Below are 23,226 nucleotides of genomic sequence, written 5' to 3' on the forward strand. Positions count from 1 at the left end.
CTTACGGCGTCATGCGATAGACTGTGCCGTTACCCACGGAAATGAACCAGATCGACCCGTCCGGCGCTTCCACGATATCGCGTACGCGGGCGGTTTCGGGGGTCTTGATCTGCGCGACTTCCTGCAAGGGGGATCCGTCCAGCCGCGCGATGTAGTCGAACTTCAGCGATCCGACAAGGATATCCCCCTTCCAATCCGGGTTCAGCTTGCCCGAATAGACCAGCAATCCCGACGGTGCCATCGACGGGTCCCAATAGAATTCCGGCTGTTCCATGCCAGCCTTGGCCGTGCCTTCGCCAATCTTCGCGCCGGAATAATGCCGCCCGTAGGAAATGACCGGCCAGCCATAATTGGCCCCTGCGCGCACTGCGTTCACCTCGTCCCCGCCGCGTGCGCCGTGTTCGGACACCCACAGGTTGCCCTGCAGATCAAGCCCCGCCCCTTGCGGATTACGGTGCCCGAAGGACCAGATTTCGGGGCGCACGCCATCACGGCCGACAAAGGGGTTATCTGCGGGCACACGCCCGTCGCGGGTGACCCGGACGATGCTGCCGTTGTGGCGCGTGGTATCCTGTGCGCTTGGCCGGTCGCCCCGGTCGCCGATGGTGACGAACAATGTGCCGTCACGCGCTTCAACAACGCGGGACCCGAAATGCCGCCCGCCGCTGCTGCCTCGTGCCATCTCGAAAAGCTGTGTCACATCCGCGAGGCGATCCCCCTGCTCCGACAGTCTTGCGCGCACCAGCGCGGTGCCGCTGCCCTGCCCTTGCGGCTTGGAATAGGTCATGAACAGCGTTCTGGTCTGCGCAAAATCCGCCGCCAATGTGATGTCAAGCAGCCCGCCCTGCCCGCCAGAAGCGACCTTTGGCACGCCAGCGACCTGTTGCGCCTTGCCATCCGCGACATGCAACAACTGCCCGGCCTTGAGCGTGATCAGCGCACCGCCATCCGGCATCGGCGCCACAGCCCAAGGTGTGTCAAGCCCTGTGACAAGCGGTTCTATCGTCACATCCGCCTTGCCGGGCGTCGCAATCGCGCACAGCACCGCGATGGCGAGCGTGCTCAGGGACGCTGAAAATCTGCTGCTGATCGACATATCGCTTTTCCTCTGGTTGCGGGGTCTAAGAAACAGCTATGCGCAAGTCGCAGGATTTCCACCCCGTATCCCCCTCACGCCTGCGTCAGGCGGATGCGTCGACACAAAAATGCCTTTTCTTTTTCAGGGGCTTTGCCTAACGTCCTGACCGAACATTACGTTCCAATATGGGAGAGACACATGAAAAAGATGCTTATGGCCACAACGGCTGCAGCACTGGTGGCAACTTCGGCCCTCGCGGGCGGCCACGCAAAGGAAGTAAAGCTCGGCATTGAATTCGGCTTCACAGGCCCGATTGAATCGCTCAGCGGCCCGATGGCCATGGGTGCCGAACTGGCCATGCAGGAAGCAACCGACAGCGGCATGCTGCTGGACAGTGCAAAGGTCACCCCGATCCGCGCGGATTCGGGCTGCATCGACAACGGCCTTGCGGTTGCCTCTGCCGAACGTCTGATTGCCGATGGCATCAACGGCCTGATTGGCGCGGATTGCTCCGGTGTGACCGGCGCGGTCCTGCAGAACGTGGCGATACCGAACGGCATGGTGATGATTTCACCTTCCGCCACCTCGCCCGGTCTGACCACGATGGAAGACAACGGCCTGTTCTTCCGCACCTCTCCTTCGGACGCGCGTGAAGGCGAAGTGATGGCGGAAATCCTGCAGGAGCGTGGCGTCAAATCCATCGCCCTGACGTATACCAACAACGACTATGGCAAGGGCCTCGCCGATGCCATTGAATCCTCGTTCAAGGCCGTGGGTGGTGAAGTGACCATTGTGGCGGCGCATGAGGACGGCAAGGCAGACTATTCCGCTGAAGTCGGCGCGCTGGCGTCCGCCGGTGGCGATCTGCTGGTTGTCGCGGGCTACCTTGATCAGGGTGGTGCGGGCATCATCAAATCCGCGCTCGACGCAGGCGCATGGGACACCTTCGGCCTGCCTGGTGGCATGATCGGGGAAAACCTGCCCAAGAACATCGGTCCGGACCTTGATGGCTCCTATGGCCAGATCGCGGGCTCGCAAGGCACGGGCATCGACACCTTTGTCGAAATGGCCAAGGCGGCCGGGTTTGACGGCACATCCCCCTACGCACCCGAAGCCTATGACGCGGCGGCCCTGTTCATGATGGCGATGCAGGCGGCCAATTCCACCGATCCCGCGGACTACAAGGACAAGATCCTTGAGGTCGCAAACGCACCGGGTGAGAAAATCTATCCCGGTGAACTGGCCAAGGCATTTGAGCTGATCAAGGCCGGGACGGACGTGGATTATGTCGGCGCATCAGCGGTTGAACTGATAGGCCCCGGTGAATCCGCGGGCACCTACCGCATGATCGAAGTGAAGAACGGCGTCAACGAAACCATCGGTTTCAAGTAAGGCACGCCCGATGGAATGGATGCAGCCCGCGCCAAGCGTGGGCTGCATTTTCATAATGACCGGCAAAAGCCGGCAGGTCGCACCACGCGGCCAATGGGACACAGGGAACAACCATGGGTCAGCAGACCGACAAGATGATCGTCGTGAACGATCTGCACAAGCATTTCGGCGGCTTTCACGCCGTTGACGGTGCGACCCTCACCATCGAACGCGGTTCCATCACCGGATTGATCGGGCCAAATGGGGCCGGAAAAACCACGCTTTTCAATGTGATCGCGGGTGTTCTTAAGCCGACGTCCGGCACCGTGTACATGGACGGGGAGAACATTACCGGTCTTGCCCCGCATGATCTGTTTCACAAGGGCCTTCTGCGCACCTTCCAGATCGCGCATGAATTCCATTCGATGTCCTGCCTTGAAAACCTGATGATGGTCCCGGGCGGCCAATCGGGCGAAACGCTGTGGAACACGTGGTTCGGCCGCCGCCGCATCGCGGACGAGGAACGCGCGCTGAAGGCCAAGGCCGACGAGGTGCTGGAGTTCCTGACCATTGAACATCTGGCCGACCAGAAGGCGGGCCAAATCTCAGGCGGGCAGAAAAAGCTGCTGGAGCTGGGGCGCACCATGATGGTGGATGCCAAGATCGTGTTTCTGGATGAGGTCGGCGCGGGTGTGAACCGCACGCTGCTCAATACCATCGGCGACGCGATCATGCGTCTGAACAAGGAACGCGACTATACCTTCGTCGTCATCGAACACGACATGGATTTCATCGGCCGCCTGTGTGATCCGGTGATCTGCATGGCGGAGGGTCACGTGCTGGCCGAAGGCACCCTGGATGAGATCAAGGCGAACGAACAGGTGATCGAGGCCTACTTGGGGACCGGTTTGAAAAACAAGAACAAGGTGGGTGCATGACCGATCCCTACGGCAACCGCGGCAACAAGGATGTGTCGATCACCAATCCCAAGGGCATGGGCAGCAAGATGCCCAAGTCCAGCGGCAAAAGCTTCGCCTCCCCCGGTGGGCCGTTCCTGATCGGGGAGAACATGACGGCAGGTTATGGAAATGGCCCCGACATCCTGCATGAATGCACCATCGCGGTGGATCAGGGAGAAATTGCCGTGATCGTCGGCCCCAATGGTGCCGGCAAATCGACGGGGATGAAGGCGGTGTTTGGCATGCTCGACATGCGGCAGGGGCATGTGCGGCTGGATGGTGAGGACATCACTGGCCTGTCTCCGCAGGACCGCGTGGCCAAGGGCATGGGATTTGTGCCGCAGACCTCAAACATCTTCACCTCCATGACGGTGGAGGAAAACCTTGAGATGGGGGCGTTCATTCGGACGGATGATTTTTCTGATACGATGGCGCAGGTCTATGACCTGTTTCCGATCCTCAAGGAAAAACGCCTGCAGGCGGCGGGGGAGTTGTCCGGCGGTCAGCGGCAACAGGTCGCCGTGGGTCGCGCGTTGATGACGCAGCCCAAGGTCTTGATGCTGGATGAGCCGACGGCAGGCGTGTCGCCCATTGTGATGGACGAACTTTTTGACCGCATCATTGAGGTGGCGCGCACGGGCATTCCGATCCTGATGGTGGAGCAGAACGCGCGTCAGGCGTTAGAGATTGCCGACAAGGGGTATGTGCTGGTGCAAGGGCGGAACGCGTATTCGGGGACGGGCAAGGAACTGTTGGCGGATCCTGAGGTTCGCAAATCGTTTTTGGGAGGCTGAGCCATGGATTTTCTGAACGCCATCATCGCCTTCGCGAACTTCGTCTTCATCCCCGGCGTCGCCTATGGCTCGCAACTGGCCCTTGGCGCGCTTGGGGTCACGCTGGTCTACGGCATCCTGCGGTTTTCCAACTTCGCCCACGGCGACACCATGGCGATGGGCGCGATGGCCACCGTGCTGATGACGTGGCTTTTTCAAAGCTGGGGCATCTCGCTCGGTCCTTTGCCTACTGCCCTGCTCGCCCTGCCCTTCGGTATCCTCTTTGCCATCGGGCTGCTGCTTGGCACAGACAGATTGGTCTATAGGTTCTACCGGGTGCAAAAGGCAAAACCGGTGATCCTTGTGATTGTCAGCCTAGGAATTACCTTCATCTACAACGGCTTGACCCGCTTCATCATCGGCGCGGATGATCAGAACTTCTTCGACGGCCAGCGTTTCATCATCTCCGCGCGGGAATTCAAGGCGAACACCGGCTTACCCGAGGGACTGTCGTTCAAGACCACTCAAGGCATCACCATCGTCACCGCGATCATCGTGGTCGTGGCGCTGTTCTGGTTTCTCAACAAGACCCGGGCAGGCAAATCCATGCGCGCGTATTCGGATAACGAGGATCTGGCGCTGCTGTCGGGCATCAATCCGGAGCGTGTGGTGATGATCACCTGGATCATCGTGGCAAGCCTTGCGACCATTGCAGGCGTGCTTTACGGGTTGGACAAGTCTTTCAAACCCTTCACCTATTTCCAGCTGCTGCTGCCGATCTTCGCGGCGGCCATCGTGGGGGGATTGGGCAATCCTTTGGGGGCGATTGCGGGTGGGTTCGTCATTGCGTTTTCCGAGGTCACCATCACCTACGCGTGGAAAAAGGTCCTGGTCTATCTGATGCCCGAACCGCTGGAGCCGTCGGGCCTCGTCCAGCTTCTCAGCACGGATTACAAATTCGCCGTCAGCTTCGTGATCCTTTTGATCGTGCTGCTGTTCAAACCCACGGGACTGTTCAAGGGGCAAGCGGTATGACCGAGACGATGCGAAATACGCTGCTGTTTGGTGTGATTGCCGGGCTGATCGTGATTGTCGGATTTCAGCAAAGCTGGAACTCTGCCCTGCTCATCGTGGCGATGGGGCTGATTTCATCGATCATGGCGTTAGGCGTGAACCTGCAATGGGGGTTTGCGGGCCTCTTTAACGTGGGGATCATGGGATTTGTTGCCCTTGGTGGTCTGGCCGCTGTGCTGGTGGGTATGGAGCCGACAGAGGGCGCTTTTGCCGCTGGCGGATTTGGCGTGATGGGCGCGCTGTTGCTGGGCGCGGGCACAATCATTGCCGCGATCTTTGTGATGAAGAACCTTGCACCGGGTGCCTTGCGTACGCTTGCGGTGATTGCGGTGCTGATTGTCGGCTTTTTCCTCTTTCGCGCGCTGCTGGACCCCTCCGTCGAACGGATCGAAGACATCAATCCGGCAGAGACAGGCTATCTTGGCGGGCTTGGCCTGCCGGTAATCCTGGCCTGGCCTGTGGGCGGCCTCTTTGCCGCAGCGGCCGCTTGGCTCATTGGCAAGACGGCGCTGGGGCTGCGGTCCGACTATCTGGCGATCGCGACGCTTGGTATCGCAGAGATCATCATCGCCATCCTCAAGAACGAGGACTGGCTGACCCGTGGGGTGAAGAACGTCGTCGGCGTGCCGCGCCCGGTGCCCTATGAGATCGACTTGCAGAACGATCCCGCCTTTGTCGAACGGGCCGCCAACTGGGGCCTGACCCCGGTGGAGGCATCAACACTGTGGGTGAAAGTCTGCTACATCGGCCTGTTTGCCGTGGTGCTGATCCTGCTGATGTGGATGGCGCAGCGCGCGTTGCATTCGCCCTGGGGTCGGATGCTGCGCGCCATCCGCGACAATGAAGTCGCCGCCGAAGCAATGGGCAAGGACGTGACCGCGCGCCATTTGCAGGTTTTCATTCTCGGCTCTGCCATCTGCGGCATCGCCGGGGCAATGATGACCACCATGGACAGCCAGTTGACCCCCGGCACCTACCAGCCGCTGCGGTTTACGTTTCTGATCTGGGTGATGGTGATCGTGGGCGGATCGGGCAACAACCTCGGCTCGGTTCTGGGCGGATTCCTGATCTGGTTCCTGTGGGTTCAGGTGGAACCGATGGGGCTTTGGCTGATGAATGTGATCACGGCCGGCATGACGGATGGATCGGCGCTCAAGGAACACCTGCTGGATTCAGCAGCGCACATGCGGCTTCTGACCATGGGGCTTGTCCTGCTGCTGGTGCTGCGGTTCTCACCGCGCGGATTGATCCCGGAGAAATAGCGGGGCGCCTGCAGCGAATGCTGTGGCGGGTATTTGAGAAAGGATGAAGGGGGGCGCTGTGCTCCCCTTCTCTTTTCGACCCCTTCAGCGGCCTTTGAAAAGCCCCCCGAGGATCCCGCGTACGATACGGCGGCCCGTTGTGCCTTTGAGTTCCTTGATCACCACTTGCGCAACCGCGGTGCCGAAGCCCTCCTGCGATTTGCGGCGGGGCGCACGGGAGGAAGACCGCGCCACGCCTTTACCCGCATAGCGCCGCGCGTTGTTGAATTCGCGCAAGGATGGTGTGGCTGCTTCTTCGGCGTCCTCTTCAGCTTTGGCGGCCTCAAGTGCAGCCTTGTCGGCGCGTGCGCGCAGCATCTCGAAGGCGGACTCGCGGTCCAGCCGGGCGTCGTATTTTCCGGCCATGGGGGATCTGGCCATGATCGCCGCGCGTTCGCCGGTATCGATCGGCCCAAGTTGCGAAGACGGCGGGCGGATCAGCGTGCGCTCCACAATCCCCGGCACACCTTTCTTTTGCAGAAAGGATGTCACCGCTTCGCCCACGCCCACTTCGCGAATGGCCTCTTCAGTCTCGAAACGTGGGTTTTCGCGGTAGGTTTCCGCCGCCATGCGCAGTTCCTTGCGATCCCTCGCGGTGAAGGCGCGCAAGGCGTGCTGAACGCGGTTGCCCAGCTGGCCCAGGATATCTTCGGGCACATCCGCCGGGTTCTGAGTGATAAAATAAACGCCCACCCCCTTGGATCGGATCAGCCGCGCAACCTGTTCGACCTTGTCCACCAGCGCCTTGGGAGCATCATCGAACAGCAGGTGCGCCTCATCAAAGAAGAACACCAACTTGGGTTTGTCCGGATCCCCCACTTCGGGCAATTCCTCGAACAGTTCCGACAGCAGCCAAAGCAGGAAGGTGGCGTAGAGCTTCGGTGCGCCCATCAGTTGGTCAGCAGCAAGGATGTTGATCGCGCCACGCCCGTCCGCATCGGTGCGCATCAGGTCTTCCAGCGCCAGCGCGGGTTCGCCGAAAAGCTCCGCCGCCCCCTGGTTTTCCAGCACCAGCAACCGCCGCTGGATCGCCCCGACAGACGCAGCAGAGACATTGCCGTATCGCAGCGCAAGGGCCTTGGCATTCTCGCCGATCCACACCAGCAGCGCCTGCAGATCCTTCAGGTCAAGCAACGGCAGGCCGTCTTCATCTGCCACGCGGAAGGCGATGTTCAGGATCCCCTCCTGCGCCTCGGTCAGGCCCAACAGTTGCGCAAGCAGCAGCGGACCCATTTCCGACACCGTGGTGCGCACCGGGTGGCCCTGCTTTCCGTAGAGGTCCCAGAAGGTGACGGGAAAGGCGTCATAGGTATAATCATTAAATCCGATCTTGGTGGCGCGGCTGGTGAAGGCATCATGCAGCTTGTGATCAGCCGTTCCCGACTTGGCCAGGCCGCTCAGATCCCCTTTGACGTCCGACAGAAAGACCGGCACCCCCTGCGCGGAGAACCCTTCCGCAAGAATTTGCAATGTCACGGTCTTGCCGGTGCCCGTGGCCCCCGCGACCAGACCGTGGCGGTTGGCATATCCGATATCGAGAAACTGCTGCGTGGCGTAGCTTTCGCCACCCCCGCCGATGAAGATGTCTTTTGTCACGTAAAACCCCCTGTTGCGGCAATGGCTGCCGCACGTCCGGGGGTGAGCATACTTATTTAACCTCTACACGCCATAGTGATTTTGTTGTCCGTCGGCATGTCCTTTTGGTGGGCAACATTTCCTCCCTGTCAGACTGGCCGCGCCTTCGGGCGCGGCATTTTTCCCGTCCTGCGGGAAGTCTAGGGACGAGATGAGCCATATTCGGGTTCATGCGGCAAAATCAGCGCCTTGAGGCGCATATTTCTTGTTGACCGTTCAATGCGGCTTTCGTAACGTTCCGGCATAAGTCGGCCCAGTCCGGCGGGGAGAACCAAATTGAAGAAGGGGTTGCGCTGCAGCCCCTTTTTCATTTTTGCGTTATCAGCCGCCTAACGACCCGGTTTTGGACGATTTTCATTGCCACCCCACTGACAATCCCCGCGCCCCGTGCTAGACCCGCAAAAAACATTTGTAGGTGTGGATAATAACATGAGCATGACCCTGAAAACCCTGACAATTGCTGCGGCATTGGCCGTGATGACCCCGATGTGGACCATGGCGCAAAGCACGGACACCCAGACGGAAGCGGAAAGCGAGACAGGCGCGACCAACGGCATTGAATCCCAGTTGAGCCTGGGAGAGGACGCCGACAAGGACCCTGATTTGGGCCAGCCTTATACCGCCGAGATCATCGGCGCCTGGGAAGTGCGCTGCATCAAGACAGAGGCGGAGGAAGACCCCTGCCAGATGTACCAGCTGCTTGATGACGGCGAAGGCGCGCCGGTGGCCGAAGTGTCCCTGTTCCGCCTGCCCGACGGCGGCAAGGCAAAGGCCGGCGGCACCATCGTGGTTCCGCTTGAGACGTCGCTGACCGACCAGATGACCATCGCGATTGATGGCGGCAAAGGCCGCCGCTATCCCTTTGCGTTCTGCAACCCGGTTGGCTGCTATGCCCGCATGGGCCTGACGGAGGCGGATGTGAGCGCCTACAAGCGCGGAAACGCGGCTGTTATCACCATCGTTCCCGCACTGGCCCCTGACCAGAAGGTGACATTGAACCTGTCGCTTGAGGGTTTCACCGCCAGCTATGACAAGGTGTCGGTCATTCAGCCCTGATCATTGGCGCCAGGTACAATTGACAGGCCGCGCTGCCTCGCGCGGCCTTTTGCGTTCAGATGCGGCGCAGGGCCAGCACGGCGTTCATGCCGCCAAAGGCGAAGGCATTGCTGAGCGCGACATTCACCTTCGCCTCCCGTGCCACGTTCGGAACCACGTCCAGCGCACATTCCGGGTCGGGTTCCTCGTACCCGATTGTCGGGGCCACGACGCCATCGCGCAAGGCCATGATGCAGGCAAGGAGCTCAACCGCGCCGGTGCCGCCGATCAAATGGCCATGCATGGATTTCGTCGAACTGATCATCAGCCGATCCGCGTGGGGCCCGAATACATCTGCCACGGCGGCGCATTCGGTCTTGTCATTCGCGGCCGTGCCCGTGCCATGCGCATTGATATAGCCGACGTCCTCCCGATTGATCCGTGCGTCCTGCAACGCGCCTGCCATGGCACGGGCGGCGCCGTTCTTGGACGGCATGACGATGTCGCTGGCATCGGATGACATGGCAAATCCCACGACCTCGCACAGGATATCCGCCCCACGGGCGCGGGCATGCTCGTAATCCTCAAAGACAAAAACGCCGGCCCCCTCCCCCTGCACCATGCCGTTGCGGTTGGCCGAAAACGGGCGGCAGGCGTCGCGGCTCATCACCCGCAGACCTTCCCACGCCTTGACCCCGCCAAAGCACAGCATCGATTCCGACCCGCCGGTGATCATTGCGGGGGCCATGCCCGACCGCACCATGGAAAACGCCTGTGCCATCGCATGGTTTGACGATGCGCAGGCGGTCGAGACGGTGAAGGAGGGCCCCTTGAGGTTCCATTCCATGCTGACATGGCTGGCGGCGGCATTGTTCATCAGCTTCGGCACAACGAAGGGATGAACCCGGTTCTTCCCTTCTTCATAGACCGCGCGATAATTGTCATCCCATGTAGACACCCCACCACCCGCCGTCCCCAGGACGACGCCGGACCGCGCCGCCAGATCGCCGGAAAAGCTCAACCCCGATTGCGCAATCGCTTCACCGGCCGCGGCAAGAGTGAACTGGGTGAACCTGTCGTAAAGTGATATCTGCTGGCGGTTGTAACGCCCTTCGGCTTCAAACCCCCGCACCTGTCCGCCGATCCGGATCGACAGACGATCGGTATCACGAAATTCCAGCGGGCCAATCCCGCAGACGCCTTCGCGCATCGCGGCCAATGTGTCCGGAACGGTCAACCCCAGTGCATTGATCGTTCCCGCCCCGGTGATCACTACGCGGTGCATGTCAGGCCTGCTCGGCTTTCAGCCGTTCAATCCCGGAGATGATGCTGGCCACGGAAGAGATATCGAAATCCGATTCCTGCGGGGCATTGGCGTTGAACGGCACCGAAATGTCGAAAGCTTCCTCAATTGCGAAAATGCTTTCGACCAGACCCAGGCTGTCGATCCCCAGATCTTCCAGTGTGCTGTCCAGCGTGACGTCCTCAGGTTCAAGCACCGCCTGTTCGGCGATGATCGCAATAACCTGATCCTGAATGCTCATGACGGTTCCCCGATACTGCCTTCTCGCGTTGATTTAGTCATCCGCATCCGATTTGAAAACAGCCTTTCTGAGCGCCGCGACATCACGCAGCAATCGCGGCAGCCGCCGCATCGCCTTGTACATGTCGACCTGCTTGTCCATCTGCGTCGCGGGATAGCCCAGCATGGTGCGGCCTGCAGGCACATTCGACATCAGCTTGGTGCCGCCGCCCGCGATCACGCCATCGCCTACGAAGATGTTGTCATTCACGCCGCATTGGCCTGCCATCACCACGTTGTTGCCGATGACCGCCGATCCCGCGATGCCCACCTGTCCGCAGATCAGGCAGTTTTCGCCGATGGTAACGTTGTGTCCAAGGTGCACCTGATTATCGAGCTTGGTGTTGTTGCCGATCCGGGTGTCGCGGATGGTGCCGCAGTCAATCGTGCAGCCCATGCCGATCTCCACATCATCGCCCAGCGTGACGGAGCCCAGCGAATGAATGCGGATCCAGGGTTGCGCCTCAGCTGCGCCCTGATCACCCAGCGTCTTGCGGGCGGATTCCACTGTCGAAGGTTCTGCGGTCACGAAGGAGAACCCGTCGCCGCCGATACGTGCACCGGGCTGGATGATGACCCGGTCGCCTATGCTGACCCGTGCACCGATGCTGACATGTTCACGCAGATAGGCATCCGTCCCCAGCGTCACATCCACCCCGATGAACCCATGCGGGCCGATCACTGCATTTTCGCCGATCACCGCCCCGGCAGAGATGACCGCCAACGGCCCGACAGTTACGTTCCTGCCCAGTTGTGCCCCTGGATCGATCACGGCAGAGGGATGGATGCCAGCGCCGTACCCCTGCCCCCGATCCAGCATCCGGGTCATTCCCGACATCGCAAATCGTGGGCGGGGCGGCAGGATGGCCGCCTTCAATCCCATCGCCTGCCAATCCGCGTCAGGCCAAAGCATCGCGGCCTGCGCGGCCCCATCAGAGAGTTTTTCGGCGTAGGCTGGGCTCATTGCGAGGGCCAGATCATCCGGACCTGCGTCGGCAGGCTCCGCTGCGCGGGCAATGGTCAGGGAGGTATCCCCAACCGCCTGCGCCCCGATGGCAACGGCAATTTCCGCAATACTATGTGGCATGGGGCACCCCGCTTAGGACTGCCCCGAGGCTTATCCCTGAACGCCGCCCAAGACCACCCCTGCCTTTGACAGCGCATCCCAGATCCGCGCATCGCGGCCATAGATGTCGGCGCGGTATTCGGTGTGGCCCCGCGCGTTGGTTACGGCGGTGCGGTAGATGATGTGCACCGGCACCGGTTGGTCCAGCACGATCTTTGTCTCCCGACCGGTTTTCAGCGTGCGTTGAAACAGCGCCTTGGGGTCATCCGCCTGCGGCGACAGCATCACGTAGGCAAAATCGAAGGGATCGTTGAGACGGATGCAGCCATGGCTGAACGCCCGCACATCGCGCGAGAACAGGTTCTTGGCAGGTGTGTCGTGCAGATAGATGTTGTGCTTGTTGGGGAACATGAACTTCACGAGGCCCAGGGCATTGCTGCGGCTGGGCGGCTGGCGCATCGCATAGGGGAAGTTGCGGGCCGTGTACTTGCTGAAATTGGCGGAACTGCGGCTGACCACACGCCCGCGACGGTCGGTAATCTCGATATGACGCACGGCATTGGGGTTCCGTTTCAACGCAGGCAGATACTCCTTCGTCGCGATGGAGCGTGGCACATACCAGCTTGGGTTCACCACCATATGTTCCATCACGTCGGAGAATTCTGGCGTCGGCCGGTCATCGTTGCGCGCGCCCACCACCGACCGGGTCTGGAAGGTGACCTTGCCGTCATCGATCACCTTGGCGGTGAAATCGGGGATGTTGACCAACACGTGCCGCTTGCCGCGTTCGGTGTTGAACCACCGCTCCCGCTCAAGTGCCACGAAAACCGATTGCAGACGCTGCGCCACACCGATGTTGATCTGCGCCATGGTCGCGGCCCCTGCCACACCATCCGCGTTCAGACCATGCGCCACCTGGAATTCATGCACGGCGCTGGTGATGTCACCATCGTAAGTCTGGGTATTCGACCGATCGAGGTAATCCATTGCAATCAATCTGTTGCGCAATGCCACCACGGCAGATCCGCTGTCACCCGGCTCAAGCTTCTTGGCGGGCACCTTCGGGCCCCATCCGCCCGCGTCAAGCAGGCGCTGCATGGCGATCTTTTCCTTCAGCAGCGCGTTGTATTCAAGGCTCCGGGGCGGCAAGGCGCGAAAAAAGGCCGCTGGTTGTGCGGTCGCCAGACCCGTCAGGTATGCGGTCCGGTCGCGGTACGGCACTTCCCGCACGATGCGACTGTCGACGCGGTTGGGGATCAGGATACCTGTCTGGATATCGCGCGCATACTGGAGAAAGATGCGGCTCATTTCGACTTCGGCAAAACCACGGGCGCGCGGCGTGTCGACGGCGGCGAGCATGTTCATCAGCGCCTGCGGCTCATAGCGCGCCACCGACAACCCATGATCATCCGCCGAAGAAATCGCCTGCATCAACTGTGCCCGGCGGGCGCGATCAAGGTCGGACGCACCGGTCCACAGGGGCGTGTAGTTGTTCGACCGGTAAAAGGCCGCGATATCTTCGTCCCGCGCCGCAGCTTCCGCCACGGCCTGTTTGAACGCAGTCACCTGCGCGGTGGCGGGCGCAGGCGCGAGTAAACCAATGATGACAAACACAATTGCAGAAAAATACACGCCAACGCGCGGCAGGATCGAATCACCTGACATCGTTAAGTACCCCGAAAATAACAACACCGTTTTTGTTCTTCAATTGTTCGGCCATTCTCCGGAACCTGTCCATTCACATTTACGGCAGGATTTGATTCAACTGTCAGCATGATGCGCAAAAACCACTTGTTTTTCTGGCGCATCGGCGCCCTTTACACGGCGCATGCGCAATATTTCGCCTAAACTTGCAAATTCATTGAACCTTTTGGTTTAACGGGTTGGTTCACAATAAGCGCTATGTCATACCCATGTTGCATCTGGGGAAACGATGACGCGCCCATGTAACATCATGGGCCAGGCAGACGACGGGACAGATAGAAACTATGGCAGTGTTAAGCTCTTCGGGCATGACCCGGCGCGCCCTATTGGGCGCATTCGCAGCAACGACAGTAGCAGCAGCCCCCACATTCTCCAACGCCGCAGGTTTTCTGCGCGGCGGCGGCGACATCCGCCGCATCCGGATGTATTCGGGCCGCACCGGTGAACGCATCGACATGATCTACTGGATCGAAGGTCAATATATCAAGGACGCCGTGAAGGAAGTGAACTACTTCATGCGCGACTGGCGGACCGATGGCGTCAAATCCATGGACCTGCGTACCGTCGACATCATGGCCGCCGCGCACAATCTGATGGATGCAAACGAACCCTACATGCTGCTGTCGGGCTACCGCAGCCCCAAGACCAACGCGATGCTCCGTTCCCGGTCGCGTGGTGTTGCAAAGAATTCCCTCCACATGAAAGGCCAGGCGGCTGATCTGCGTCTCTCATCCCGCTCTGTCGGCCAGATGGCGAAGGCGGCCATCGCCTGTCGCGGCGGTGGGGTCGGCAAATACTCCGGGTCCAACTTCGTGCACATGGATTGCGGCGTGGTGCGCAACTGGGGCCGCTAAGGGTCCAAACCGCTACTAATGAAATGAAGCGCCTCAAGGGGCGCTTTTTTTTGTGCTATGGCAGCAGACGCATGAGGTGTGTCGTCATATCAGCGGTGCAAAGGGTGGTAAATGGCGGACCATAGAGGATTCGAACCTCTGGCCTCTGCCTTCGGAGGGCAGCGCTCTATCCAGCTGAGCTAATGGTCCACGGAGAACCCTATACAGAAGCCCCTGCCCCCCCGCAATGCCATTGCGATGCATTTACGCGCCCCAATCGCGCCTCAGGCAAAAAGCTCATGCGCCAGTTCAAGCGCATCAACCAGCACGTCCACTTCCTGCGTCGTGTTGTACATGCCAAAGGACGCCCGGCAGGTCGCCGTCACCCCCAGATGATCCATCAATGGGCCCGCGCAATGATGCCCTGCGCGCACCGCCACACCCTTCTTGTCGAGGATCGTGGAAATATCGTGGGCATGCGCCGCCCCATCCAGCGCAAAGCTGAAGATGGCCGCCTTGTCCGGCGTGTGACCATGGACCTGCAACCAGTTCAGCCCGCCCAGCTTCGCGACGGTATAGTCGCGCAAGCTGTCCTCATGCGCGGCGATCCGGTCCATGCCCAGACCCATCATGTAGTCCAGCGCCACACCCAGACCGATGGTCTGCACGATACCGGGTGTGCCCGCTTCGAACATCATCGGCGGATCGTTGTAGGTCACGTGATCCTTCGCCACCTCGCGGATCATGTCACCGCCCCCCATGAAGGGGCGCATTTCCGCCATCCGCTCAGCCTTGCAGTAGATCGCACCCGACCCGGAAGGCCCATAAAGCTTGTGCCCCGTCACCGCGTAGAAATCGCAGTCCAGATCTGTCACATCCACCGGCATATGCACCGCCGCCTGCGACCCGTCGACCAGCACCGCGACGCCCTTTTCATGGGCCGCGGCGGTGATCGCCTTGATGTCCACCTTGGTGCCCAGCACGTTGGACAGATGGGTGATCGCAATCAGCTTGGTCCGGGGACTGATGGCATCGATCACCGCCTGCGGATCAAGCGCACCCATGGCATCGACATCCACCCACTTCAGGACAACCCCCTGCCGTTCGCGCAGAAAGTGCCAGGGCACGATGTTGGCATGATGCTCCATCACACTCAGGATAATTTCATCGCCCGCTTCCATGCGCGGCATGGCCCAGCCATAGGCGACCATGTTGATCCCTTCGGTGGTGCCGGAATTCAGCACGATCTCGTTTTCGCTTGGAGCGTTGAGGAACTTTGCCACCGTGCCGCGCACGGCTTCGTACTTGTCGGTTGCGAGGTTTGACAGGAAATGCAGCCCGCGATGCACGTTGGAATATTCCATCGAATAGGCGTGCGCGACCGCATCTATCACCACCTGCGGCTTTTGCGCAGACGCCCCGCTGTCCAGATAGACAAGCGGCTTGTTGTTCACTTCCCGGCTCAGAATGGGGAAGTCCGCACGGACCTGATCAATATCAAACATCAGCTAGGTACTCCCTGGGCGCTCAACCCGATCAACGACAAGAAAATGCTCAACCCCAGAACAAGGCCCACGGCCGCCATCACCACGACGGCGATCCCGTGACCGGCGGTGGGCAGCCGTCCGGCTGCGGCGATGAAGTTGAACAATATCCACAACCCCCAAACCCCGACCACCAGCGCCAGCACCATGCCAAGCAGGGGCATCGCAAGGCTGACGACCAACAGGATCAGCTGCGCGGTTGCGCGCAAAAGCTGCAACCAGACGATGACGGCCAGCATGTCCCACAGCTCTCCCTTGCCACCAAGGGCGCGGGCCGCCCAATGCAGGGCATGCACATAGATCACCATGACACCCGCAATCAGCACAAACAGCACCAGCGGCATGCTCATGTAGCCGGGCAATGGCATGGCAGGTTCCGAAACGCTCAACACCAATTGCAGAACCAGCGCGTGCAAGGCCGCCCCCAGCGCCAGCGCGGTCCAAAGCACATCGCGCTTCAGACCCAGCCCCATGATCATCTCTGCGGCCAGCCGGGGCTGACGCAACGTCGTCTGCACCAGGGGCATCAAGGTGGCTTCCATCACGCACCCCCGGTTCGGGTCGCGCTGATCAAGCCGCTGATCCAGAACCAGCCAAACACGGCCAGCCAGACAAAGCCCGTCGCCTGAAGCTGGAGGCCCGGTCCGATCATGCCAGCCACAAGTCCCAGCAAAAGCAGCACAGGCGTCGACGCCAGCAAGGCCCAGAACAGCGTGAACCGCACCTGATAGCCGCTGATCGGCATCCGCGCGACTTTCGAAACAACCCAGATCATCCCGGCAAAGACATACAGCAGCAAAGGCACAATGAAGATGAACAGAAACGCGCTCCAGTACAGGCGCACTTCAAGCGGGCCTTCGGGGTTCAACTGCGCCTCGCGGGCCTGATAGGGAGCGGCGGCGATGAACATCAACAGACCAGCGATCAACACGAACAACAGCGCGCGCACCTCGTTCCGGCCTTGACCCAGAAACCGCCCAATTACCTTGGACGGTCCCTTGTAGGTTGCCACAATGTCGCTTGTCAGCGCCATCAGCCGCGCCGTCGTGCGAGCCATTCGGCCATGCGGCCGTTGATCTCTTCGCGCAACTCTTCGGATTCGATCTCCTCCACCGCTTCGGCAAGGAAAGACAGGGTCAGCATATCCGTCGCCTCCGCCCGTGGCACGCCGCGCGCGCGCAGGTAAAACAGTGCATCCTCGTCAATCGCGCCGGAAGTGGAGCCGTGGGAACACGCCACATCATCGGCATAGATTTCAAGCTCAGGCTTGGCCAGGAACTGGCTGTCGCCGTCCAGCAGCAAGGATTGGCTGATCTGATAGCCATCGGTCTTCTGCGCGCCTGCTTTTACAAGGATCTTGCCCTGAAAGACGCCCGTCGCACCGTTGCACAACACCTTCTTGAACACCTGCCGGCTTTCGCAATTCGCCGCATCATGGGTAATGAAAACCGTATCGTCGTGGTGAAAGGCTCCATCGCCCACACAGGCCCCCGCGACATGCGCCTGCGCATCATCGCCGGTCAGCTCAATGATCACCTCATTACGGGTCAACACGCCGTTGGCGGTCAGTGTGAAGCTTTTGAAGCTGGATTCAGTGCCAAGACGCGCAAACATATGGGTCGCCGCCCGGCGTTCATGGTCCCGCCCCTGCGCGCGCACATGGTTGAACGACGCACCATCAGCGACCTCGATCTCCATCGCCTTGTTGAACCGCGCCGCGGCCGGCCCGTTCTCCAGCAAGGTCAGCGACGTTCCTGCATCAAGTTTAATACAGTGGTGCAGGATTGCGTCGGAACTCTCTGATTTATGGTGGTAAATCAGGCTGATCGGCTTGCTGGGCTGGCCTGTCACATGGATCATCACGCCATCGGTCGCAAAAGCGGTATTGGCTGCCGCAAGGGGGCGCGCCACAGGGTCCTGCCCGCGCTTTTCCAGTGCGCCGTACAGATCACGCGCCCAATGCAGATCACTGTCCGCCTCGGCCAGACGCTCGATCGTGACCCCTTCCATCGTCAGATCGTCAGAGGCGTCAGCATCAAATACGCCATCGACGAACACGATGCGCAACCGGTCCACCGCGCCGAAGATCGGTGCTTCATCCGGATCAAAAACGGCCGCTTGCGGCGCAGGCATCTGCGTCAGCGTATCGGGGCGCGTGAATTTCCAGTATTCGTCGCGCCGCTCCGGCAGGCCCATGGCGCGCAGCCGCGCCAGCGCATCTTTGCGGGCGGCCATGCTCCACCCGGATTGCGGCATCTCGCGGGCCGCGATCATCACCTCGGTCGGGTTTGGTTTTGTTGCGGGTTCCGCCATTACGCCACCTCTGCCAGAATACCGGCATATCCGTTGTTTTCGACTTCCAGCGCCAGTTCCGGCCCGCCGGATTTCACGATGCGACCGTCGGCCATGATGTGCACGACATCGGGTTTGATGTGATCCAGCAGACGCTGATAGTGGGTGATCACCAGAAATCCACGCCCCTCGGACCGCAGGGCGTTCACCCCTTCCGCAACCAGCTTCATCGCATCCACGTCCAGCCCTGAATCGGTTTCGTCCAGAACGCACATCTTCGGCTCCAGCATCGCCATCTGCAGGATTTCATTGCGCTTTTTCTCGCCACCGGAGAACCCGACGTTCACCGGACGCTTGAGCATCTCCGCGTCGATCTTGAGCGACTTGGCACGCTCCCGCACCGCCTTGAGGAACTCCGCCGCCGACATTTCTTCTTCACCGCGCGCCTTGCGCTGCGCGTTCACGGCCGTGCGCAGGAACGTCATGTTGCCCACGCCGGGGATCTCCACCGGGTACTGAAACGCCAGAAACAGGCCAAGGGCTGCACGCTCTTCCGGCTCCATCTCCAGCAGGTCTTCACCTTCCAGTTCCGCACTGCCGTCAGTCACTTCATAGCCATCCTTGCCGGACAATACATAAGACAGCGTCGACTTGCCGGACCCGTTGGGGCCCATGATCGCATGTACGGTTCCGGCTTCAATCTCCAGATCGACACCTTTGAGGATCTGCTTGTCTTCTTCTTCCAGCTTGACGTTCAGGTTCTTGATGCTCAGCATTTTAGTCTCCTATTTCAGGCACATACGGCCCTTTGTTCATCTGCAACGGCTCAGCGCTGCATCCATCTCGGCAATATTTTCAAAAAGTCCTGCGTGGCAGTCTCGGCCAACACGCCCCGCGCGATCAGCGCATCAAGGCAATGAAACGTCAGATCCAGACTGTCAAAAACCCCGGCGGCAGCGACAGCAAGCTGCTTGATCTGCTCATCGCTCCACTGCCCCATCTTCAAGGGATCACGGATATAGACCGCATCCCCGTCCATCAGCTGGTTCTTCAGACGCGGCTTGAACATCTGCTGTTGGACGGAACTGGCTGCAGGCACGGATTTCGCAAACATCAGCTTGTGCAGGGCAAATCCCTGACCCCGCAGTTCCGCATCCAGATCGCCCCACAGCGGTTCATCTTCGTAGATCGGCGAAAACCGCACCTCGGTCACCACGGCGATGGCGTCCGACAGTTTCTTGCGTCCGGTCTGGAACACGTCCAGTTCCCCGCCCTGAATGTCGATCTTCAGCAGATCCGGTTTGGGCAATTCCTTGACCGGCAATTTGTCCAGCGCCACCAGATCAATTTCGATCGGGTCACGCTGCTTGCCATGCCAGCCGGGTCGTCCCAGATACGTCACCCCGGCCTTGTCGATCGGCAGGATGGAACCCAGCCCCGACCGCGGATGGCTGTAGAACACCCCCTTGCCGGTCTTGCCCACCGCCCGCTGCACGAAATGTGACCCCGGCAGCGGGTCTTTCATCAGTTCGGCAAAGGCAATCGGTTCAGGCTCGAACCCCCAGACCTCGCACCCGCCCATCTTCTGCAACTCGGTATAATCGGGCACATTGATTGGATTTGCGCCAACATCGGCAATCCGCAACGGCCGCGCGACACCCAGCATGTCGATCAGATACCGCAGCCGTTTCTGGAACGGCGTATCGGCGGTCAGGGCGGGCTCTTGGTCTTTCATGGCCGGGTCTTCCGTTCTGGCGGGCATACGACGTCTCTTTCTTCCAAGGGGGCTACAGCGTGACCGCCGTGCCGGACACCGACACCATTAACATGCTGTCGCCTACCACTTCGTAATCCAGATCAACACCTACAACAGCCTGTGCGCCCAACGCCGCGGCGCGTTCTTCCAACTCGCGCATCGCTTCATCGCGCGCGTCCTTCAACTTGGTCTCATAGGCACCGGAGCGGCCTCCGACCACATCCGTGACCTGCGCAAAGAAATCGCGAATGATGTTGGCCCCCATAATGGCTTCGCCCACGACGATGCCCTTGTATCCGGTGATCGGACGCCCTTCGATGGTATGGGTGGTGGTCAGGATCATTCACGGTCCCCTTTGAACATGATCAGCGCGACCTGCAGTGCCGCATATGCCATTGCAAAAACGAGGCTGGCAAAGACGGCAGACCAGATCGCCACGCTGCCAACGCCGTCACCCCGGAAGATCAGGATCACGACAAAAAATACGGCCGTGGCAACCGCCGTATTGCGTGCCAGTCGCGGTATCACCCCACCGATCCCTCAAGCGAAATCGCCACCAGCGCCTGCGCTTCCATCGCAAATTCCATCGGCAGCGCTTGCAGAACGTCCTTGCAGAAACCGTTCACCACAAGGGCAACCGCTTCTTCCTCGTCCATGCCCCGTGCGCGGCAATAAAACATCTGGTCGTCATCCACCTTGGATGTCGTCGCCTCATGCTCTACCCGGCTGGAGTTGTTCTTGACCTCAATGTAAGGCACCGTATGTGCCCCGCATTTGTCGCCAATCAGCAAGCTGTCACACTGGGTATAGTTGCGCGATTCCTTGGCCTTGGGGTGCATCGACACCAATCCGCGATAGGTGTTCTGCGCCTTGCCCGCGCTGATCCCCTTGGACACGATGCGCGACTTGGTGCGCTTGCCCAGATGCACCATCTTGGTGCCCGTGTCGGCCTGCTGCATGTTGTTGGCAATCGCGATGGAATAGAATTCACCCTGGCTGTCATCCCCGCGCAAAATGCACGACGGATACTTCCACGTCACGGCAGACCCGGTTTCCACCTGCGTCCACATCACCTTGGCCCGGTCACCCCGGCAATCGGCACGCTTGGTCACGAAGTTATAGATCCCGCCCTTGCCGTCCTCGTCACCGGGATACCAGTTCTGCACGGTGGAATATTTCACCTCCGCATCTTCCTCGATGATGATCTCCACCACGGCGGCATGCAGTTGCGACTCGTCGCGCTGAGGTGCGGTGCAGCCTTCAAGATAAGACACATAGGACCCCTTGTCGGCGATGATCAGCGTCCGCTCGAACTGGCCGGTGTTCTCCGCGTTGATGCGGAAATAGGTGGACAATTCCATCGGGCAGCGCACACCGGGCGGCACGTAAACAAACGACCCGTCCGAAAAAACGGCGGAATTCAGCGTCGCATAGAAGTTGTCCGACACCGGCACGACGGAGCCGAGATACTTTTTCACCAGTTCCGGATGATCCTTGATCGCCTCGGAGATCGAACAGAAGATCACACCGGCCTTGGCAAGCTCATCGCGGAAGGTCGTGCCCAGCGAAACACTGTCAAACACCGCGTCCACCGCGACCTTGCGCGGCTCTTCAGACATCTCCTCGGCCCCTTCCACACCGGCAAGGATCGCCTGTTCCTTCAGCGGAATCCCCAGCTTCTTATAGGTTTCCAGCAGCTTGGGATCGACGTCATCCAGCGACTTGGGCTTGGTGGCCATGCTCTTGGGCCGCGCATAATAATACTGGTCCTGGAAATCAATCTCCGGATAGTCGACCATCGCCCAGTCGGGCTCTTCCTTGGTCAACCAGCGCTCATAGGCCTCCAGCCGCCAGTCGGTCATCCACTGCGGCTCCTCGTTCTTCTCCGAGATCAGCCGCACGATATCCGGCGTCAGGCCTTTGGGAGCATATTCCATCTCGATGTCCGTGGACCAGCCATGCTTGTACTTGCCGCCCACTTCACGAACGGCATCAACGGTTTCCTGATCGACGCCTTCCTTGACGCTGTCATGCTCTTTTACGGTGTCCAAGCTCATGTTCCCTCTCCGTTGGTACGCTCACGCGGCCCGTTGCTCATGTTTCCTCAGTTTTGCCAGCCATGCATCGGCAAAGCGCAAAACCTCATCTCTCGTCGTTTCCAGCCCCAGCGACACGCGTATGGCCGAAGCGGCCTGCACATCGTCAAAGCCCATCGCCGTCAAAACCCGGCTGGCCTTCACCTTGCCACTGGAACAGGCGGAACCGGCGGAAATCGCAAATCCGGCCAGATCCATCTGCATCACCTGCGTCTCTCCCTTCCAGCCATCCGTCAGGATGCAGGAGGTGTTTGGCAAGCGCGTAGCGGCTTTCCCGACAAAAATAGTCTTATTTGCGCCAGCCTCAAGAGCCGTTTCTAGAATATTTCTAAGTTCGGCCACTTCTTCCCACCGCCCAGCCGCCACATCCGCGCCCGCCGCCTCCGCCGCTGCGCCGAACCCCGCGATCCCGATCACGTTTTCGGTGCCCGACCGGCGGTTCATCTCCTGACCGCCGCCCCTGAGCATCGGCACGGGATCATCGGCGGTAAAATTGACCAGCGCGCCGACACCCTTCGGGCCGCCCAGCTTGTGAGCCGACAGGATGGCATAGGACGGCGTGTCAGCCTCATAGACAACCGGCACCTTGCCCGCCATCTGCGTGATGTCACAGACCACAGATTGCCCGGCAATACTGCCCACAACCCGGCCCTCCGGCGCCATGATCCCGGTTTCACTGTTGGCCGCCGAAATCGCGACCAGACCGGACGGCAGGCTGGCGCGCCAATCGGCGGCAACCCTGCCACCCGCATCAAGGACGGACGGCACCTCGACCTCACTCCAGACGCCCAGACAATCATGCTCCGTCGGCAAGGCCGCAAAGACCCCGCCATGCCGCCCCTTCTGCGCGACCGCCAGCGCCGCCGCCTCCGTCGCCGACGACGTGAAAATCACCTGCTGCACCCGGCACCCGACCAAAGCCGCCACCTGCGCCCGCGCCTTCTCGATCAACCCTTTCGCCGCACGCCCCTCCGCATGTACCGACGACGGATTGCCGACCACATCCATCGCCGCACACATCGCGTCCCGCGCATCGACCCGTAAAGGCGTGGTCGCATTATGATCGAGGAACACCCTCATCTGCCCTCTTTTCTCCGAAAATATCCCAGAGCGCGAGACAGCGTCTC

At 60.4% G+C, this 23,226-nt stretch carries 23 protein-coding genes and 1 tRNA gene; 7 read left to right on the top strand and 17 right to left on the bottom strand.

Annotated features, from left to right (window positions below; all coding sequences use genetic code 11):
• Position 1: 1 nt before the first annotated feature.
• On the bottom strand, positions 2 to 1,096 hold the full coding sequence (locus AB4X18_RS18145; protein ID WP_370401409.1) for a PQQ-dependent sugar dehydrogenase: 1,095 nt from the start codon (positions 1,094 to 1,096) through the stop codon (positions 2 to 4).
• Positions 1,097 to 1,276: 180 nt separating this feature from the next.
• Between AB4X18_RS18145 and AB4X18_RS18150 the strand changes: the two genes are divergently transcribed.
• From AB4X18_RS18150 to AB4X18_RS18170, 5 genes are all read left to right on the top strand, one after another.
• Positions 1,277 to 2,470: an ABC transporter substrate-binding protein gene (locus AB4X18_RS18150; RefSeq protein ID WP_370401410.1), complete on the top strand. Its 1,194-nt coding sequence runs from the start codon at positions 1,277 to 1,279 to the stop codon at positions 2,468 to 2,470.
• Between the two features lie 134 nt (positions 2,471 to 2,604).
• On the top strand, positions 2,605 to 3,387 hold the full coding sequence (locus AB4X18_RS18155) for an ABC transporter ATP-binding protein (RefSeq protein WP_370402662.1): 783 nt from the start codon (positions 2,605 to 2,607) through the stop codon (positions 3,385 to 3,387).
• On the top strand, positions 3,384 to 4,202 hold the full coding sequence (locus AB4X18_RS18160) for an ABC transporter ATP-binding protein (protein WP_370401411.1): 819 nt from the start codon (positions 3,384 to 3,386) through the stop codon (positions 4,200 to 4,202). The genes AB4X18_RS18155 and AB4X18_RS18160 overlap by 4 nt, the downstream gene beginning before the upstream one ends.
• A 3-nt stretch (positions 4,203 to 4,205) precedes the next feature.
• Entirely contained in the window at positions 4,206 to 5,216 is a 1,011-nt protein-coding gene (locus tag AB4X18_RS18165; protein ID WP_370401412.1) for a branched-chain amino acid ABC transporter permease, read from the top strand.
• On the top strand, positions 5,213 to 6,517 hold the full coding sequence (locus AB4X18_RS18170) for an ABC transporter permease subunit (protein WP_370401413.1): 1,305 nt from the start codon (positions 5,213 to 5,215) through the stop codon (positions 6,515 to 6,517). The genes AB4X18_RS18165 and AB4X18_RS18170 overlap by 4 nt, the downstream gene beginning before the upstream one ends.
• 84 nt (positions 6,518 to 6,601) lie before the next feature.
• On the opposite strand, the gene AB4X18_RS18175 is transcribed toward AB4X18_RS18170, so the two are convergent.
• Entirely contained in the window at positions 6,602 to 8,152 is a 1,551-nt protein-coding gene (locus AB4X18_RS18175; RefSeq protein ID WP_432816875.1) for a helicase HerA-like domain-containing protein, read from the bottom strand.
• 468 nt (positions 8,153 to 8,620) lie between these two features.
• Here AB4X18_RS18175 and AB4X18_RS18180 point away from each other — a divergent pair, with 468 nt between their 5' ends.
• Positions 8,621 to 9,247 (top strand): invasion associated locus B family protein, encoded by a 627-nt coding sequence (locus AB4X18_RS18180; protein WP_370401414.1) that lies wholly within the window; start codon positions 8,621 to 8,623, stop codon positions 9,245 to 9,247.
• A 55-nt stretch (positions 9,248 to 9,302) separates the two neighbouring features.
• Here AB4X18_RS18180 and AB4X18_RS18185 read toward each other — a convergent pair whose 3' ends face one another.
• The 4 genes from AB4X18_RS18185 to AB4X18_RS18200 are packed head-to-tail and all read right to left on the bottom strand — an operon-like array spanning position 9,303 to position 13,539.
• Positions 9,303 to 10,511, bottom strand: coding sequence for a beta-ketoacyl-[acyl-carrier-protein] synthase family protein (locus AB4X18_RS18185; RefSeq protein ID WP_370401415.1), 1,209 nt, complete (start codon positions 10,509 to 10,511; stop codon positions 9,303 to 9,305).
• Between the two features lies 1 nt (position 10,512).
• Positions 10,513 to 10,770, bottom strand: coding sequence for an acyl carrier protein (locus AB4X18_RS18190; RefSeq protein ID WP_370401416.1), 258 nt, complete (start codon positions 10,768 to 10,770; stop codon positions 10,513 to 10,515).
• Positions 10,771 to 10,803: 33 nt separating this feature from the next.
• Positions 10,804 to 11,895, bottom strand: a complete 1,092-nt coding sequence (gene lpxD / locus AB4X18_RS18195) for a UDP-3-O-(3-hydroxymyristoyl)glucosamine N-acyltransferase (protein WP_370401417.1) — start codon at positions 11,893 to 11,895, stop codon at positions 10,804 to 10,806.
• 30 nt (positions 11,896 to 11,925) lie between these two features.
• Positions 11,926 to 13,539, bottom strand: a complete 1,614-nt coding sequence (locus AB4X18_RS18200; RefSeq protein WP_370401418.1) for a L,D-transpeptidase family protein — start codon at positions 13,537 to 13,539, stop codon at positions 11,926 to 11,928.
• Between the two features lie 323 nt (positions 13,540 to 13,862).
• Here AB4X18_RS18200 and AB4X18_RS18205 point away from each other — a divergent pair, with 323 nt between their 5' ends.
• Positions 13,863 to 14,432, top strand: a complete 570-nt coding sequence (locus AB4X18_RS18205; RefSeq protein WP_370401419.1) for a YcbK family protein — start codon at positions 13,863 to 13,865, stop codon at positions 14,430 to 14,432.
• Positions 14,433 to 14,544: 112 nt separating this feature from the next.
• Here AB4X18_RS18205 and AB4X18_RS18210 read toward each other — a convergent pair.
• The 11 genes from AB4X18_RS18210 to AB4X18_RS18260 form a co-directional block, all read right to left on the bottom strand.
• A tRNA-Arg gene (locus AB4X18_RS18210) sits at positions 14,545 to 14,621 on the bottom strand.
• A gap of 74 nt (positions 14,622 to 14,695) precedes the next feature.
• On the bottom strand, positions 14,696 to 15,916 hold the full coding sequence (locus AB4X18_RS18215; protein ID WP_370401420.1) for a cysteine desulfurase: 1,221 nt from the start codon (positions 15,914 to 15,916) through the stop codon (positions 14,696 to 14,698).
• Entirely contained in the window at positions 15,916 to 16,497 is a 582-nt protein-coding gene (locus AB4X18_RS18220) for a Yip1 family protein (RefSeq protein WP_370401421.1), read from the bottom strand. The genes AB4X18_RS18215 and AB4X18_RS18220 overlap by 1 nt, the downstream gene beginning before the upstream one ends.
• A complete protein-coding gene (locus tag AB4X18_RS18225) occupies positions 16,497 to 17,012 on the bottom strand; it encodes a YIP1 family protein (protein ID WP_370401422.1) in 516 nt (171 codons plus the stop codon). The genes AB4X18_RS18220 and AB4X18_RS18225 overlap by 1 nt, the downstream gene beginning before the upstream one ends.
• Complete coding sequence (sufD, locus tag AB4X18_RS18230) at positions 16,988 to 18,268, bottom strand: Fe-S cluster assembly protein SufD (protein WP_370401423.1); 1,281 nt, start codon at positions 18,266 to 18,268, stop codon at positions 16,988 to 16,990. The genes AB4X18_RS18225 and sufD overlap by 25 nt, the downstream gene beginning before the upstream one ends.
• Positions 18,268 to 19,023 carry a Fe-S cluster assembly ATPase SufC gene (gene sufC / locus AB4X18_RS18235; protein ID WP_370401424.1) on the bottom strand — a complete coding sequence of 252 codons (756 nt, stop codon included), beginning with the start codon at positions 19,021 to 19,023 and terminating at the stop codon, positions 18,268 to 18,270. The genes sufD and sufC overlap by 1 nt, the downstream gene beginning before the upstream one ends.
• Positions 19,024 to 19,073: 50 nt before the next feature.
• A complete protein-coding gene (locus tag AB4X18_RS18240) occupies positions 19,074 to 19,982 on the bottom strand; it encodes an FkbM family methyltransferase (protein WP_370401425.1) in 909 nt (302 codons plus the stop codon).
• Positions 19,983 to 20,034: 52 nt separating this feature from the next.
• Entirely contained in the window at positions 20,035 to 20,346 is a 312-nt protein-coding gene (locus AB4X18_RS18245) for a heavy metal-binding domain-containing protein (RefSeq protein WP_370401426.1), read from the bottom strand.
• Entirely contained in the window at positions 20,343 to 20,531 is a 189-nt protein-coding gene (locus tag AB4X18_RS18250; protein WP_370401427.1) for a hypothetical protein, read from the bottom strand. Before AB4X18_RS18250 ends, AB4X18_RS18245 begins: the two co-directional genes overlap by 4 nt.
• Positions 20,528 to 22,060, bottom strand: coding sequence for a Fe-S cluster assembly protein SufB (gene sufB, locus AB4X18_RS18255; protein WP_370401428.1), 1,533 nt, complete (start codon positions 22,058 to 22,060; stop codon positions 20,528 to 20,530). The genes AB4X18_RS18250 and sufB overlap by 4 nt, the downstream gene beginning before the upstream one ends.
• Positions 22,061 to 22,081: 21 nt before the next feature.
• A complete protein-coding gene (locus AB4X18_RS18260) occupies positions 22,082 to 23,179 on the bottom strand; it encodes a cysteine desulfurase family protein (RefSeq protein ID WP_370401429.1) in 1,098 nt (365 codons plus the stop codon).
• Positions 23,180 to 23,226 lie beyond the last annotated feature (47 nt).

The sequence above is a fragment of the Sulfitobacter rhodophyticola genome (genome assembly GCF_041281685.2).
GTDB lineage: Bacteria > Pseudomonadota > Alphaproteobacteria > Rhodobacterales > Rhodobacteraceae > Sulfitobacter.